13 protein-coding genes are annotated in these 13938 nt (G+C 74.3%); 4 read left to right on the plus strand and 9 right to left on the minus strand.

Going from position 1 to position 13938, the window contains the following annotated elements; translation table 11 throughout:
• The 8 genes from ACGFI1_RS39595 to ACGFI1_RS39630 all read right to left on the minus strand — a co-directional run bounded on the left by ACGFI1_RS39595 (nucleotide 1) and on the right by ACGFI1_RS39630 (nucleotide 8317).
• A complete protein-coding gene (locus ACGFI1_RS39595) occupies nucleotides 1-1164 on the minus strand; it encodes a hypothetical protein (protein ID WP_392792830.1) in 1164 nt (387 codons plus the stop codon).
• 61 nt (nucleotides 1165-1225) lie between these two features.
• Nucleotides 1226-2821: a SpoIIE family protein phosphatase gene (locus ACGFI1_RS39600; protein ID WP_392792930.1), complete on the minus strand. Its 1596-nt coding sequence runs from the start codon at nucleotides 2819-2821 to the stop codon at nucleotides 1226-1228.
• A 5-nt stretch (nucleotides 2822-2826) separates the two neighbouring features.
• Nucleotides 2827-4548 (minus strand): ATP-binding protein, encoded by a 1722-nt coding sequence (locus ACGFI1_RS39605; RefSeq protein WP_392792832.1) that lies wholly within the window; start codon nucleotides 4546-4548, stop codon nucleotides 2827-2829.
• Nucleotides 4549-4551: 3 nt separating this feature from the next.
• Entirely contained in the window at nucleotides 4552-5625 is a 1074-nt protein-coding gene (locus ACGFI1_RS39610; protein ID WP_392792833.1) for an ATP-binding protein, read from the minus strand.
• Nucleotides 5613-6023, minus strand: coding sequence for an anti-sigma regulatory factor (locus tag ACGFI1_RS39615; RefSeq protein ID WP_089327277.1), 411 nt, complete (start codon nucleotides 6021-6023; stop codon nucleotides 5613-5615). The genes ACGFI1_RS39610 and ACGFI1_RS39615 overlap by 13 nt, the downstream gene beginning before the upstream one ends.
• Nucleotides 6020-6394 (minus strand): STAS domain-containing protein, encoded by a 375-nt coding sequence (locus tag ACGFI1_RS39620; protein ID WP_171068859.1) that lies wholly within the window; start codon nucleotides 6392-6394, stop codon nucleotides 6020-6022. The genes ACGFI1_RS39615 and ACGFI1_RS39620 overlap by 4 nt, the downstream gene beginning before the upstream one ends.
• Entirely contained in the window at nucleotides 6394-7227 is an 834-nt protein-coding gene (locus tag ACGFI1_RS39625) for an STAS domain-containing protein (RefSeq protein ID WP_386875813.1), read from the minus strand. The genes ACGFI1_RS39620 and ACGFI1_RS39625 overlap by 1 nt, the downstream gene beginning before the upstream one ends.
• Nucleotides 7228-7477: 250 nt before the next feature.
• A complete protein-coding gene (locus ACGFI1_RS39630; RefSeq protein WP_386875815.1) occupies nucleotides 7478-8317 on the minus strand; it encodes a DUF4253 domain-containing protein in 840 nt (279 codons plus the stop codon).
• Between the two features lie 184 nt (nucleotides 8318-8501).
• Here ACGFI1_RS39630 and ACGFI1_RS39635 point away from each other — a divergent pair, with 184 nt between their 5' ends.
• Genes ACGFI1_RS39635 through ACGFI1_RS39650 form a run of 4 tightly spaced genes read left to right on the plus strand, consistent with a single transcriptional unit; the run spans nucleotide 8502 to nucleotide 13233 of the window.
• Nucleotides 8502-9719, plus strand: a complete 1218-nt coding sequence (locus ACGFI1_RS39635; protein ID WP_392792835.1) for a sensor histidine kinase — start codon at nucleotides 8502-8504, stop codon at nucleotides 9717-9719.
• Nucleotides 9707-10345: a LuxR C-terminal-related transcriptional regulator gene (locus tag ACGFI1_RS39640; protein ID WP_089327273.1), complete on the plus strand. Its 639-nt coding sequence runs from the start codon at nucleotides 9707-9709 to the stop codon at nucleotides 10343-10345. The genes ACGFI1_RS39635 and ACGFI1_RS39640 overlap by 13 nt, the downstream gene beginning before the upstream one ends.
• Entirely contained in the window at nucleotides 10342-10800 is a 459-nt protein-coding gene (locus ACGFI1_RS39645) for an NUDIX hydrolase (protein WP_392792836.1), read from the plus strand. The genes ACGFI1_RS39640 and ACGFI1_RS39645 overlap by 4 nt, the downstream gene beginning before the upstream one ends.
• A gap of 60 nt (nucleotides 10801-10860) precedes the next feature.
• Complete coding sequence (locus ACGFI1_RS39650) at nucleotides 10861-13233, plus strand: penicillin acylase family protein (protein WP_392792837.1); 2373 nt, start codon at nucleotides 10861-10863, stop codon at nucleotides 13231-13233.
• Here ACGFI1_RS39650 and ACGFI1_RS39655 read toward each other — a convergent pair.
• Nucleotides 13220-13879, minus strand: a complete 660-nt coding sequence (locus ACGFI1_RS39655) for a TetR/AcrR family transcriptional regulator (RefSeq protein ID WP_138634677.1) — start codon at nucleotides 13877-13879, stop codon at nucleotides 13220-13222. The two genes, ACGFI1_RS39650 and ACGFI1_RS39655, sit on opposite strands and share 14 nt — an antisense overlap.
• Between the last annotated feature and the right edge of the window lie 59 nt (nucleotides 13880-13938).

The raw sequence follows: 13938 nt of genomic DNA on the forward strand, positions 1-13938 counted from the left end.
CTAGCGCAGCACCGAGATGTGCACGTGGTCGTAGTGGTTCTGGGTGATGCTGCCGCGGTCCTCCATCGGCCGCCAGCCGCCGCCGCGCACGTTCCAGATCTGCTGCTTCCAGATGACGTAGGAGATGCCGAGCCGGCGGGCGTTCGCGACCGCGTACCGGGCGACCTGGTCGCCGTGCCGCTGCGCGCCGGCGCTCGGCATCCGCCCGCCGGTGCTCTCCATGAAGTCGCAGGCGCGGCCGTCGCCGTGGTCCTGCGGGTCGCCGGTGGAGCGGTAGCAGCCGATCACCGGGAACGGGCCGAACATGCCGGCGATCTCCAGCAGGACGGTCCGCATCGTGGGCGTCATCCTGTTCCCGGTGATCGGGGTGCGCTCGCCGGCCGCCCCGTCCGGCCGGCCCGTGACCTGCGGGAGGCCCGGCTGGCCCGGCCGGCCCGGCTGCGCCGTGCGCTTCTTCGGCGGCGGGGTCAGCGTGGCGACCTTCGTCCCGCGCGGGAGGACCTTCTGGAGCCGCTTGGCGAGCTTCGCGTGGTCGGCCTTCGGGGCGCTGATGACCAGGCCGTTGCCGTCCGGCAGGCCCAGCGCGCGGGCCTGCTCGCGGGACACGACGGCGTCGATGTCGCCGATGCCCATCGTCGCGTAGGCGCCGACGCGGACCTGCCCGGGGGCGCTGCTGCGGCCCGCCTGGACGACCGAGCCGAGCGGCAGGGCCCCGTCGCGGCTCTGCTCGAACGACACGGCCAGACCGCCGGACGCGACCGTCTGCCACAGCTGGTCGGACTCGGCGGTCGCCTCCGGCACGAACGCCCGGAACGCCGACGGGTCGACGCCCAGCAGGCCCATGCGGCGCCCGGCGACGCCGACGCGGGCGGCGTCCACGACCGTGAGCCGCGCGACGCCCTTCAGCCGCCGGGCCCGCTCGACGGCCGCGGGCGGCAGCGGGGACGTGCCGGCGACCAGCAGGTGCGGCGTGTAGCGGCGGGTCAGCGGGGCCACGGCCGGGGCCTGCGGCGCCGCGCCCCGGTCGACCGACACCAGGTCGCCGGACGCGGCGGGCCGCTCGTCCTCCAGCCGCCCGGACGCGAGGACGGTGATGTCGGCCGCGAGCGTGCCGGCGACCGCCGCCGCGATGACCCCGGAGAGCACTCTTCCACGCCGCAGCATTCGACCCCGATCCCCTCGCCGTCCCTGGCCGCATCGTAGGGGAGCGGGCCGCCGCGCGGGGTCAGTGCGCGCCCTCCGCGGGCCCAGTGCCGGGGCCGCGGCGCAGGGCGACCAGCGCGACGTCGTCCTCGCGGTGCCCGAACTCGGCGATGACGCGGTCGCTGAAGCGCTCCAGGTCGTCCTCGACGTGGGCGGCGATGGCCCGCAGCCGCTCCATGTTGTCGGCGAGCGGGATGCCGCGGTCCTCGATCAGGCCGTCGGTGATCAGCACGACGGTGCCGCCCGGCGGGACCACGGTCTCCTCGACCGCGACGCCGTCGGCCGGGAAGCCGAGGATCACGCCGCCGCCCTTGCCGTAGCGGGCCACTCCGGCGGCGATGTGCAGCGGCGGGAGGTGCCCGGCGCTGGCGATGTGCAGCCGGCCGCTGCGGGGGTCCAGCGTCATCAGGGTCATGGTGACGGTCTGGTCGTCGTGGTAGCGCTCCATCACGCCGTTCAGCAGGCGGAGGATCTGGACGGAGCCGTGCCCCTCGGCGGCGAACGCGCGCAGCGCGTGCCGGACCTCCGCCATCACCGTCGCGGCCCGCAGCGAGTGGCCCTGCACGTCCCCGATGGCCACCAGCACCCGGTCGCCGAGGTCGAGGACCTCGTAGAAGTCGCCGCCGACCTCGGCCTGGTCGCCGGCCGGCTCGTAGCGGACCGCGAGCTCCCAGCCCGGCACCTGCGGCAGCGACGCCGGCAGCAGGCTGCGCTGCAGGGTCAGCGAGATCGTGTGCTCCTCGGTGAAGCTGCGCAGCGCGGCGAGCGCGAGCGCCACCGCCTGCCCGAGCTGGCGCAGCAGGTTCGTCTCGGCGTCCTCCTGCGCGCCCCGGGCGTCGATCGCGATGCAGATGGGCGGGTGGCCGTGCTTGAGCCGGGACACCACCAGCAGGGCGTCGTCGCGCAGCACGGGGTCGGGCACCAGGTCCCGCCACTCCCGCAGCGGCACCCGCGTGATCTCGGTGCCGGTGTCGTCGCCCAGCCCGGTGCGGCCGATCAGCCGCTCGATGAGGCCCGGCGGGTAGTCGCGGTGCTCGGGGCCGCCGTCCGCCTCGACGGCGCGCCGCGGCCGGCCGCCCGGCGGCACGATGAACACCGCGGCCGGCACCTCGAAGATCGCGTGGGCGCCGGTCGCGGCGACCTCCGCCAGCTGGTCGAAGGACGTGGCCGCGTTGATCGCCAGCGACGTGCGGGTGAACTCGGCCATCCGGCCGACCATCCGCTCGGCCCGCCGCCGCGCCTCGTAGTAGCGCAGCACCGCCTCGACCGTGGCGAGGAACTCGCCCGGGTCGATCGGGTCGGTCATGTAGGCGTCGGCGCCGCGCCGCAGCCCGTGGGTGCGGTCGGCGACGTCCACGGCCTGCGCGGAGATGTGGATGACGGGCAGCGAGTTCGTGTCCGGCGCGGACTTGATCCGCTCGCACACCTCGATGCCGCTCATGTCCGGCAGCTTCACGTCGAGCACCACCAGGTCGACGTCGTGCTCGGCGAGCCGCCGCCAGGTCTCCGCCGCGGACGCCGCCTCCACCACCGTGTGCCCGGCGCGGCGCAGCCAGCGGCCGACGATGTAGCGCTTGGTGTCGCTGTCGTCCACCACCAGCGTCGTCCAGGTACCCATACCGGTCACCTGCCCTCCCGTGCCCGGCGGGCCTGTGCGGAGCGTATCGCCGCGGCGAGCGGCTCGGGGCCGATCCGGTCCTTGCCGAGCACCGCGTCGGCGCGGCGGAGCCGGGGGTCGTCGGACGCGGCGGCGTTCGCCGAGGTGACCAGGACGACCGGCGTCCCGGCGGGCAGCCCGGCGAGGACGTCGTAGCCGTCCCGGCCGGGCATGCGCAGGTCCAGCAGGACGAGGTCGGGCGGGTCGGCCACGGCGGCGGCCAGCGCGGCGGTCCCGTCGGCGGCCTCGGAGACCCGGTCGGCGGACGCGTCCACCAGGTCGCGCAGGGTGCGGCGGGCCGTCGCGTCGTCGTCCACGATCAGGACGTGGCCGAGGTCGAGGTGGGCCATGTCCCGGTACGGCGGCAGCCGCACGGTGGCGGTCGTCCCCTCGCCCACGACGCTGTCCAGGGAGACGTCGCCGCCGAGGATGCGGGCGAGCCGGCGGGCGAAGGGCAGGCCGAGCCCGGTGCCGGTGCCGCCGCTGCCCGGCACCCGGTGGAACTCCTCGAAGACCCGCTCCCGCTCGTCGGGCGGGATCCCCACACCGGTGTCGGCCACGGTGAACTCCACGTCCTCGCCGGCCCGTCGCGCCGACACCCGCACCCCGCCCTCCTCGGTGAACTTCAGGCCGTTCCCCACGAGGTTCCGCAGGATCCGGGACAGCATCTCCGGGTCGGTCACGAAGTCGCGCGGCGCGTCCGCGTCGTCCACGACGAGCGACAGCCCGGCCTGCTCGGCCATCGGGTTCAGCAGCTCCGCCTGCTCCGCCAGCAGCGCCGGCACGTCCACCGGCGCCGGGTTCGGCTCCAGGCGGCCCTGCTCGGCGCGCGCCATGTCCAGCAGCTCGTTCACCATCGACAGCAGGGTGCCGCCGGTGTCGCGGATCAGGGTGATCTGCTGCCGCTGCTCCTCGGTGAGCGGGTCGGCGGACGGGTCGAGGAGCAGCCGGGTGAGCCCGATGACGCCGTTCACCGGCGTGCGCAGCTCGTGGCTGATGCCGGCCCAGAACCGGTTCTTGGCCTCGCCGGCCTCGCGCAGCTGGTCGGACTTCTCCTCCAGCTCGGCGTACAGCGCCACGACGCCCCGGTTCGTCTCCTCGAGCTCCTCGGAGAGCTCGCTGTAGAGGGCCATGACCCCGTGGTTGGTCTCCTCCAGCTCCGCGTTGAGGGTCCGCAGCTCCTCCTGCCGCCGCTGCAGATCCGTGAGCGCCGTGGTCAGCTCCGTGTTCTGCGTCTGCAGCTCCTCCAGGGCGGGCAGGGGGTGCAGCCGGGAGAGCCGCGCGCGGAGCCTGCTCAGCTCTCCCTCGCCGACCGGCGCGGCGCCGGAGGGCAGGTCCTTGCGCAGCCGGAGGCGGACGCCGCCCTCCGCGGTCTCCTCCTCTTCCAGCAGGCTCACCAGCCGCGCCGCCGCGACCTGGCACGCGGTCGTCCGCACCGCGTCCGGGCGCGGGCGCAGGTCCAGCTCGACCACCAGCGCCGGGTGCCGCCCCGGGTCGAGCCGGAACGCCACCGACACGAGCCCCGAGCACGCGTACAGCTCCCGGCCGACCTCGCTGAGCGCGGTCGCGACGCGGACCTGGTCCTGGTGTTCGAGGCCGACCGCGGCGGCGACCTGCCGGCCCGCCCGCCGGACGGTGAACACGCCCTCCTCGTCCGAGATCTCCATGCGGACCAGGTCCTCTGTCACGCCTCACCACCGCCCGTCCGTCGCGATCGCGAGCACGGACCGGTCGTCGTGGTGCGCGCCGGCGTCGCGCAGCAGCGTCGCCGCGATCAGCAGCGGGTCGCGCAGGTGCAGGCCGGGCCGGTCGGCGAGGCTCCAGCGGCCGGTGAGCCCGTCGGAGTGCAGCACCACGGCCGCGCCCGGGGGCAGCGTGTAGGAGTGCTCCCGGATCCGCCCGGCGGTCGTCCCGGCGATCCCCGGCACGGAGATCATGCCCTGCCGGCGGTCCGGCGCGATGATCCACCCGGCGATGTTCCCGATCCCGGCGTAGCGCACCCGCCCGGCGGCCGGCTCGACGACGGCGACGGCGACGGCGCCGCCGCGGGTCGGGGTGAGCCGCTGCCGGACGCTCATCAGGACGTCGGCGGGGGAGGCGGGCAGCGCCGTCTCGTGCGCGGCCCGGACGGCCTCCCAGGCCGCGCGCGCGGCGAGCGGGCCGTGCCCGAGGCCGTCGCAGAGCAGCGCGTAGACCGTGCCGTCCAGGAGGCGGGCGGTGTAGGCGTCGCCGCACTGCTCCTCGCCGTCGATCGGCACCGTCAGGCCGGCGAACGGCGGGTCGGCGAACGGCGGGGCGGCCGCGGCGTCGCCGGTGGGCGCGCCGGGCGGCCGGAACCGCGCGTACAGCACGGTGCCGGCCCCGGGCAGCGAGTACAGGGCGCACTGGTCGGCGAGCCGCTCGATCGAGCCCAGCCCGAGCCCGAGCGTCCCGCGGGTCGAGTAGCCGTTCCGCAGGGACACCGGCACGTCGGTGATGCCGGGCCCCCGGTCGAAGGCGACGAACTCCACCACCGCGGTCCGGTCGTGCCGCACGATGCGCAGGATCATCTCGCCCCGCCGGGCGTGCCGGGCGAGGTTCGTCGCGGCCTCGGTCGCGGCCAGCCGCACCTGTTCGAGGCGCTCCCCGGCGAACCCGAGCCGCTCGGCGAGCGCGGTGACGCGCCGCCGCACGCCCGCCGCGGCGCTCTCCTCCTCCACCCGCACCCGCAGCGTGTCGTCGGCGGACGGGCTGGTCGTCCAGCCGGCGCCGGTCAGCGCGGCCATTTGGCCACCGTCACCGTGGTGCCCTTCCCTGCCTCGCTGGTCAGGTCGAACTCGTCGCTCAGCCGGCGGGCGCCGGACAGGCCGAGGCCGAGCCCGGTGCCGCTCGACCAGCCCGCCGACAGGGCCCGCTCGACGTCCGGGATGCCCGGGCCGTCGTCGTGGAAGACGATGCGGACGCCCGTCCGGCCCCGGTCGTCCACCGCCTGCTCGATCCGCATCGTGCCGCCGCCGCCGTACGCGTAGGTGTTGCGCGCCAGCTCGCTCGCCGCCGTGACGATCTTGGTCTGGTCGACCAGCGACAGCCCGGCCGCCGCCGCGGCGGCGCGCACCAGCTGCCGGACGCGCACCACGTCATCGCCCGACACGATCGGCACCTCCTCGCCGGGCGGGGACGTCACGGGCCGCCCGCCCCGCCGCGCGCACCCGTGCCGAGCAGCCGCATGCCCTCCTCCAGGTCCAGCGCGGTGCGGACCCCGCCGAGCGAGAGCCCGAGCTCCACCAGCGTGATCGCCACCGCCGGGCGCATCCCGACCACCACCGTCTCGGCGTCCATGAGCCGCGACATGGCGGCGATGGTGGCGAACATGCGGCCGATGAACGAGTCGACGATCTCCACCGCGGTGATGTCGATGATGACGCCGTGCGCGCCGGTGGCGGTGATCCGGTCGGCGAGGTCCTCCTGGAGCGCCAGGACGGTCTGGTCCTGCAGGTCGAGCTGGATCGACACCAGCAGGACGTTCCCGATCTTGAGGATGGGCACGCGGTCCATCAGGCGCCCTCCTCGCGGGTCAGGCGCACGCCGCTGCGGTCGAGCGTGTACGCCAGCGCGTCTGCGAGGTCGGCCTTCGTCACGATGTCGCCGAACTCGATGCCGAGCGTCACGATCGTCTGCGCGATCTGCGGCCGGACGCCGGAGATCACGCACTCGGTGCCCATCAGCCGGGCCGCCATGACGGTCTTCAGCAGGTGCTGGGCCACCTCGGTGTCCACGGCGGACACCCCGGTGATGTCGATCACCGCGAACCGGGAGCCGGTGTCCACCAGCGTCTCCAGCAGCGTCTCCATCACCACCTGGGTGCGGGCCGAGTCCAGCGTGCCGACGAGGGGGACGGCGAGGATCCCGTCCCACAGCTTCACGACGGGCGTCGACAGCTCCAGCAACTGCTCGGCCTGGTCGGCGATGACCTGCTCGCGGGCGGCGGCGTAGGTCTCGAACGTGGCCAGCCCCAGCTCGTCGACGTAGGCTGAGAAGTCGATCAGCTCGCCGTAGGCCCTGCGGTCCTGGGTGGCGCGCACCTGCTCGTACAGCGCCTGCTTCAGCGCGAACACGCCGATCGCGACCTCGGTCGGGCTGAAGCCCTGCCGGGCCCGCCCGCGGGAGATCTCCGCGAGCGTCGCCCGCAGCTCCCCGGCGGCCGTCTCGTCGCCGTCGAGGGCCCGCTCGACCAGCCCGTACATCTCGTCCAGCTCCGAGCGGAGCTCGGCCTCGGTGATGCGCCCGCGGACGCTCGTCCCGACCAGTTCGGTCCAGCGGCTGAGCACCGGCTCCCGCCAGGCGCGCAGCAGTTCGGTGATGTGCCCGTCGCCCGCTCCATCGGTCATGGCAGCGCCCCCTCAGTGCCCCCGGACCGGACGGCGGACGCGCGAGAGTGCCGCCCGCGCGGGTCGCCCGGGGCCCCGGCCGGGCCGCGCCACCCGGTGCTCACCCGCCCCACCGTAACCGTCCCTCAGGGAGTTACCGGCGCAAATGACCTGGAGGTTCACACGCCATGACCGACCTTTTGGCCGGTCGGCCGGTCAGGGCCGGCCGGTCAGGGGCGGCCGTTCGAAGGGCGGCCGGCCCGAAGGCCGGTCAGTCCCACCAGAACGACCAGTAGGTCTTGCCGCGGATCTCCTCCGCGTACCCGGCGAGGGTGCCCGGGCCCTGGAACAGGATGTCGGGGCAGAACGCCCAGTGCTCGGCCGCGACCTGCACGGCGTGCCGGGTGGTGACGGGAGGCGCGGCGACGCTCAGCTCCAGCGTGTTGAAGCCGAGCCCGACGACGCGCGCGCCGAACCGGTCCTCCCAGCTGCGCAGGACGGCCGACAGCGGCGCCGTCCACTCGTTGTGGTTGAGGGCGCCCTGCCAGCCGACGGCGGCCAGCGCGTCGGCGCCCCGCTCCACCGCGACGAGCCCCAGCGAGAGCCCGCGGGCGGCGAGCAGGCGGGCGTGGCGGTCGGCCACGCTGCCCGGGTCGTCCAGCGGCACCCCGGCCGGGGCGGGGCCGGGGCAGTGCCGGCCGTAGGGGGCGAGGTCCTCCAGGTCGCCGTCGGCGGCCTGCTCGGCGAAGTCGGCCCACACCTCGTACATGAATGCGTGCGGATGGTAGTTCGCGACCTCGCTCACCGGCTCCGGCGCGATCTGCCCGGCCGCCCACGGCTGGTCGCTCTCGTCCATCAGCAGCGGCCAGAGCCCCGACCGGTGGTGCTCGGCGCGCAGCGCGGCCCACAGGTCGCCGCGGACCGGGTCGTCGCTCAGCCAGAGCGCGGGCCGCATGAGCGGCCGCCGCTGCGGGTAGCCGGGGTCGGGCCAGACCAGGTCCCCGTCGGGCAGAGGCACCGACAGCGTCCGCGCGGCGGTGTCGTCCCCGACACCGTCGTCGAACAGCTGCGGCAGATCGCCCGGCAGGTGCCGGACCTCCACATCATCCATTTCACGCCGTTCCGGTACAGAGCATGCCAGTGGCGATCGTAACGGCGGAGAGGCCGCCTGGGGGACGACCTGTGCGGTTCGGTCGTCCCGGACGAGTCCATGGTGGAGCGGGCTACACCCTCGTCAGGGGTGCGGGCCCGGCTGCGCGGGGCCTCACCGTCGCCTACCGTGATGGCGAGGTGACATGAGAACCGCACTGAAACGCAGCGTGGACGCGACCCGCGAGCTGGTCGGCGCCCTGCGCACCGCTGCGCCCGCGCTGTTCGGGCTGGCCCCGCTGATCGCCTTCCTGGTGCTGCTGCCCGTCGTGCTGCCGTGGCTGCCGTCGGCCGTCCGGCCGCTGCGCCGGCTCGCGAACGCCGAGCGGCGCCGGGCCGGCCGGCTGCTCGGCCGCGAGATCCCCGAGCCGTACCGCCCCGTGGGCGACGGCCTGGCCGAGGGGCGGCGGCTGCTGAGGTCGCGGGCGACCTGGCGGGACGCGGCCTGGATGGCGGTGCACGGCCTCACCGGCCTGCAGGCCGCGCTGATCGCGGTGGCGATCTGGCCGGCGATCCCGTTCACGCTGTCGCTGCCGCTGTGGTGGTGGGCGGCGCCCGAGGGCTCCCAGTCGGCGTTCATCACGCTGGACAGCTGGCCGAAGGCGCTGACGATGCCGTTCGTCCAGGGGGCGTTCGACCTGCTCGTCCTGCTGTGGCTGGTGCCGCGGCTCGTCCGCTGGCAGGCCCGGCTCGCCGCCGCGCTGCTCGGCCCGACCCGCCGCACCAGCCTCAGCGAGCGGGTCGAGGAGCTGACCGAGACCCGCGCCGAGGCGCTGGAGGCGCACGGCGCCGAGCTGCGCCGCATCGAACGCGACCTGCACGACGGGACGCAGGCCCAGCTCGTCGCCGCCGCGCTGCGCCTCGGCCTCGCCGACCGCCGCTTCGGCACCGACCCGGACGCCGCGCGCACCCTGTTCCTGGAGGCCAGGGAGGGCATCGAGGAGGCGCTCACCCAGCTCCGCACCGTGATCCGCGGCATCTACCCGCCCATCCTGTCCGACCGGGGCCTCGCCGGGGCGCTGCGCGCGCTCGCCGCGGGCCAGCCGATCCCGGTGGAGCTGGACGTCGCGGACGGCCGGGCGCCCGCCGCCGTCGAGGCCGCCGCCTACTTCGTCGTCGCCGAGGCCCTCACCAACATCGCCAAGCACAGCGGCGCACGCCACGGCTGGGTCGTGCTGCGCCGCGACCCGGCCCGCCTGGTGATCAGCGTGCGGGATGATGGCAAGGGCGGGGCCGATCCGGACCGGGGCAGCGGCCTCGCCGGCATCCGCCGCCGGGTGGCGGCGCTCGACGGGACGACCCGCATCGACAGCCCCGACGGAGAAGGGACGACGCTCGAGGTGGAGCTGCCGTGCGGATCGTGATCGCCGAGGACAACGTGCTCCTCCGCGAGGGCCTCGTCATGCTGCTGAACGCGGGCGGCCACGAGGTCGTCGCCGTCGCCGGCGAGGGGCCGGAGGTGCTGCCCGCGATCCTGGAGCATCGGCCCGACGCCGCCGTCCTCGACGTGCGGCTGCCGCCGGGCTTCCGCGACGAGGGGCTGCGCGCGGCGATCGAGGCGCGCAAGCGGATCCCCGGCCTGCCGCTGCTCGTGCTGTCGCAGTACGTCGAGGAGACCTACGCCGCCGAGCTGCTCGCCGGCGGCGCCGAGGGCATCGGCTACCTGCTGAAGGACCGCGTCAGCCGGGTCGACGAGTTCCTGGACGCCCTCGACCGCGTCGCGGCGGGCGGCACCGCCCTCGACCCCGAGGTCGTGTCCCAGCTGATGACCACCCGGCAGGACCCGCTGCAGGCGCTCACGCCGCGCGAGCGCGAGGTCCTCGGGCTGATGGCGCAGGGCCTCGACAACGCCACCATCGCCGCCACCCTCGTCATCACCGAGCGCTCGGTCAGCAAGCACATCGGCGCGGTGTTCGCCAAGCTCGGCCTGCCGCCGTCCGACAGCGGGCACCGCCGCGTCCTGGCCGTCCTGGCCTACCTGAACTCGTGAGGCCCGAACCCGTGCGGGTCCGCCGGGCCGTGCGCGCCCTCCTCCTCGACGGCGACGCGCTCGTCCTGCTGCGCCGCACCCGCCCGGACCGGCCCGTCTACTGGACGACCCCGGGCGGGAAGATCGAGCCGGACGACGCGTCCCCGGAGGCCGCGCTGCGCCGCGAGCTGGACGAGGAGCTCGGCGCCACCGCCGGGCCCGTCCGGCAGGTGTTCGCGTGCGGGGAGGAGTCGCCCGGGCTGTACCGCCTCAACACCTTCTACGTCTGCCGGCTGGCCTCGATGGACCTGTCCCGCCGCCACGGCCCCGAGTTCGAGGACCCGGCGCGGGGCCGCTACGACGTCGACCTCGTCCCGTGCACCCTCGCGGACCTGGCCGCCATCGACCTGATCCCCGAGACGCTCGCCGCCTACCTCCAGGACCACGCGGCCGATCTTCCCGGCCTCCTTCCGTAGGTCTTGCCAGGAACGATCACTTGTGCGAACTTTGCGGGACTTCTGTGATCAAGGAGTCCCATGTCGCGTACCGTCCTGCGCGCGGCCGGAGCCGCGGTGGTCGCCGCCGCCGTCCTGACGCCCGTGACCTCGTCCGCCGCCGCGACCTCGTCCGCCGCCGCGACCTCGTCCGCCGCCGCGACCAGCGAGCGCGCCATGTCGGCGACGATCCGCTACACCGAGTACGGCATCCCGCACATCACCGCGCCCGACTACGCCGGCCTCGGGTACGGCACCGGCTACGCGGCGGCCAAGGACGACCTCTGCCTGCTCGCGCAGGGCGTAGTCACGCTGAGCGGGGAGCGCTCCAAGTACTTCGGCCCGGACGGCGCACCGGACAGGGCGCTGTCGTCGGCGTCCACCAACCTCGCCAGCGACGTGTTCTTCACCGGCATCAACGACAGCAAGGTCGTCGAGCGGCTGGCGGCGGCGCCCGCCCCCTACGGCCCGAGCACCGAGGTGCGCGAACTCAGCCGCGGCTGGGCCGCCGGCTACAACCGCTACCTGCGCGAGGGCAAGATCACCGACCCGGCGTGCAAGGGCGCCGCGTGGCTGCGGCCCATCACCGAGCTGGACGTCTACCGGCGCGGCTACGCCCTCGCCATGCTCGGCGGCTCCGGCATGGTCACCGACCAGATCACCGAGGCGGCGCCTCCGGGCGCCGCGCAAACCAAGGCGCCGCCCCTCGCGAAGGCCGCCGAGGGCGCCCGCAAGCTGCTGGTGGACGCCGACATGGGCAGCAACGCCATCGCCGTCGGCGGCGGCGCCACCGCGAACGGGCGCGGCCTGCTCCTCGGCAACCCGCACTACCCGTGGCACAACGGGCGGCGGTTCTGGCAGATGCAGCAGACGATCCCCGGCAAGTTGAACGTGAGCGGCGCCGCGCTGCTCGGGTCGCCGTCCGTCAACATCGGCCACACCTCGACGTTCGCGTGGAGCCACACCGTCGCGACCGGCGTCCCGTTCAGCCTCACCGAACTGCGGCTGGTGCCGGGCGACCCGACGTCCTACTTCGTGGACGGCAAGGTCGAGAAGATGACCCAGCGGCGGGTCACCGTCCAGGCGAAGCAGGCGGACGGCTCGGTCAAGCCGGTCACCAGGACGCAGTGGCGGAGCCGCTACGGGCCGATCGTCACATCCGTCTCGTCCATCGGGCTGCCGTGGACGACCTGGAACGCCTACGCGCTCACCGACCCGAACGCCACGAACCTGCGCCTGGCGAACACCTCGCTCGCCCTGGGCAAGGCCCGCACGACCGATGACGCCGTCCGCGCGCTGAAGCAGACCCAGGGCCTGCCCTGGGTGAACACCATCGCGGCCGACGCGCGCGGCGAGGCGCTGTTCGCCCAGATCCAGGTGCTGCCGAACGTCACGAACGCGTTCGCGGACCGCTGCAACTCCCTCCTCGGCCACCTGACGCTGCGGCAGGCGGGCCTCGCGATCCTGGACGGCACCCGGTCGTCCTGCGCACCGGGCAAGGCGCCGGGGACCGTCCAGCCGGGGATCCTCGACCCCGACCGGTACCCGGTGCTGACGCGCGGCGACTACGTCACCAACTCCAACGACAGCTACTGGCTGTCCAACCCGGAGAAGCCGCTGACCGGCTACGACCGCATCATCGGCGACGAGAAGGCCGCCCGCAGCCTCCGCACGAGGAGCGGCATCGTATCCGTCCAGGACCAGCTCGCCGCGAGCAAGTTCACCCGCGCCGACATGCAGGACCTCGTCTTCGCCAACCGCAACCACGCGGGGGAACTCGCCGCGGCCGGCACCGTGACGATGTGCCGCGACATGGGCCTCGGCGAACCCTGCGACGTCCTGGCCAAGTGGGACAAGACGGCCGACACCGGCAGCCGCGGCGCGCTCCTCTTCGACCGGTACTGGCGCAAGGCGCTCTCCGCGTGGGACCTGTGGAAGACGCCGTTCAACGCGTCCGACCCGGTCAACACGCCACGCGACTTCAACACCGGCTCCTTGGCCGCCCGCAAGGCGTTGCTGGACGCGGTAGACGAGCTGAAGAAGTCGAACATCCCCCTGGATGCGCCGCTCGGCGACCACCAGTACGTCACCCGCAACGGCGAGCGGATCCCGATCGGCGGCGGCACCGAGAACCTCGGCATCCTGAACAAGGTCGAGGGCACGTGGACGCCGGGCAAGGGCTACACGGAGATCACGACCGGCTCCAGCTACGTCCAGGTCGTCTCGTTCGACGGCGACCAGTGCCCCGACACCCGGACCCTTCTCACCTACTCGCAGTCGACCGACCCGACGTCCCCGCACTACGCGGACCAGACCCGCCTCTTCTCCAAGAAGCAGTGGGTCACCGAGCGGTTCTGCGCCGGCGAGATCAACAAGGCACCAGGCCTCAAGGTCGTCACCCTCACGGGGAAGTGACGCCGCCGATCCCGTCGAGGAGGTAGTCGAGCCCCTGGACGAACGCGGCGTCCCAGTCGCCGTCGTCCAGGTGGCCGTGCTCGGCGAGAGCCGGGTACAGGTCGCGGCTGCGGGCGAGATGCTCGGCGGCGGCGCTGGGGGTGGAATCCTGCGCGCCGACTTCCATGAGCGCCGACCCGATGACGTAGTTCGCCACCGCGTACGCGGCGGTGGCGAGGCGCGCACCGGTCAGTCCGGTCGCGGCGAGCGTCGCGTAGAGGAAGTCCGTGCGGGCGAGCACGTTGGGGCCCAGCAGGGGGCGTCCGCCCAGGACCGCCGCCGACCACGGGTGGTCGAGCATTGCGCGCCGCCACCCCGACATCAGCGCGACCACGGCGGCGCGCCAGTCTTGATCGCCGTGCGGCAGGGCCACGTCGCCGAAGATGCTGTCCAGGGCCAGTTCGAGCACGTCGTCCTTGGTCTTGACGTGCCAGTACAGCGTCGTGGACCCGGTGTCGAGGCGCTCGGCGAGGCGCCGCATGGTGAGCCGCCCGGCGCCCTCCTCGTCCAGCAGCGCCACGGCCTCGGCCACGATCCGCTCCCGGGACAGCGGCGGCCCCTCCCGCCGTGACCGGCGCCCCTCGCGCAACCACACGCTCTCCGTCATGCCACCGAGACTAGTACATTGAACGAGTACCGGATCATTGGTCTAGTAACTCGACCGCT

Source organism: Actinomadura geliboluensis (assembly GCF_043197915.1).
Lineage (GTDB): Bacteria > Actinomycetota > Actinomycetes > Streptosporangiales > Streptosporangiaceae > Spirillospora > Spirillospora geliboluensis.

Bases quoted from the DNA above. Each gene is read 5' to 3' on its own strand.
- ACGFI1_RS39635 (WP_392792835.1), top strand. From the start codon at position 8,502: ATGAGAACCGCACTGAAACGCAGCGTGGACGCGACCCGCGAGCTGGTC.
- ACGFI1_RS39620 (WP_171068859.1), bottom strand. From the start codon at position 6,394: ATGGACCGCGTGCCCATCCTCAAGATCGGGAACGTCCTGCTGGTGTCG.
- ACGFI1_RS39625 (WP_386875813.1), bottom strand. From the start codon at position 7,227: ATGACCGATGGAGCGGGCGACGGGCACATCACCGAACTGCTGCGCGCC.
- ACGFI1_RS39650 (WP_392792837.1), top strand. From the start codon at position 10,861: ATGTCGCGTACCGTCCTGCGCGCGGCCGGAGCCGCGGTGGTCGCCGCC.
- ACGFI1_RS39655 (WP_138634677.1), bottom strand. From the start codon at position 13,879: ATGACGGAGAGCGTGTGGTTGCGCGAGGGGCGCCGGTCACGGCGGGAG.
- ACGFI1_RS39630 (WP_386875815.1), bottom strand. From the start codon at position 8,317: ATGGATGATGTGGAGGTCCGGCACCTGCCGGGCGATCTGCCGCAGCTG.
- ACGFI1_RS39600 (WP_392792930.1), bottom strand. From the start codon at position 2,821: ATGGGTACCTGGACGACGCTGGTGGTGGACGACAGCGACACCAAGCGC.
- ACGFI1_RS39610 (WP_392792833.1), bottom strand. From the start codon at position 5,625: ATGGCCGCGCTGACCGGCGCCGGCTGGACGACCAGCCCGTCCGCCGAC.
- ACGFI1_RS39595 (WP_392792830.1), bottom strand. From the start codon at position 1,164: ATGCTGCGGCGTGGAAGAGTGCTCTCCGGGGTCATCGCGGCGGCGGTC.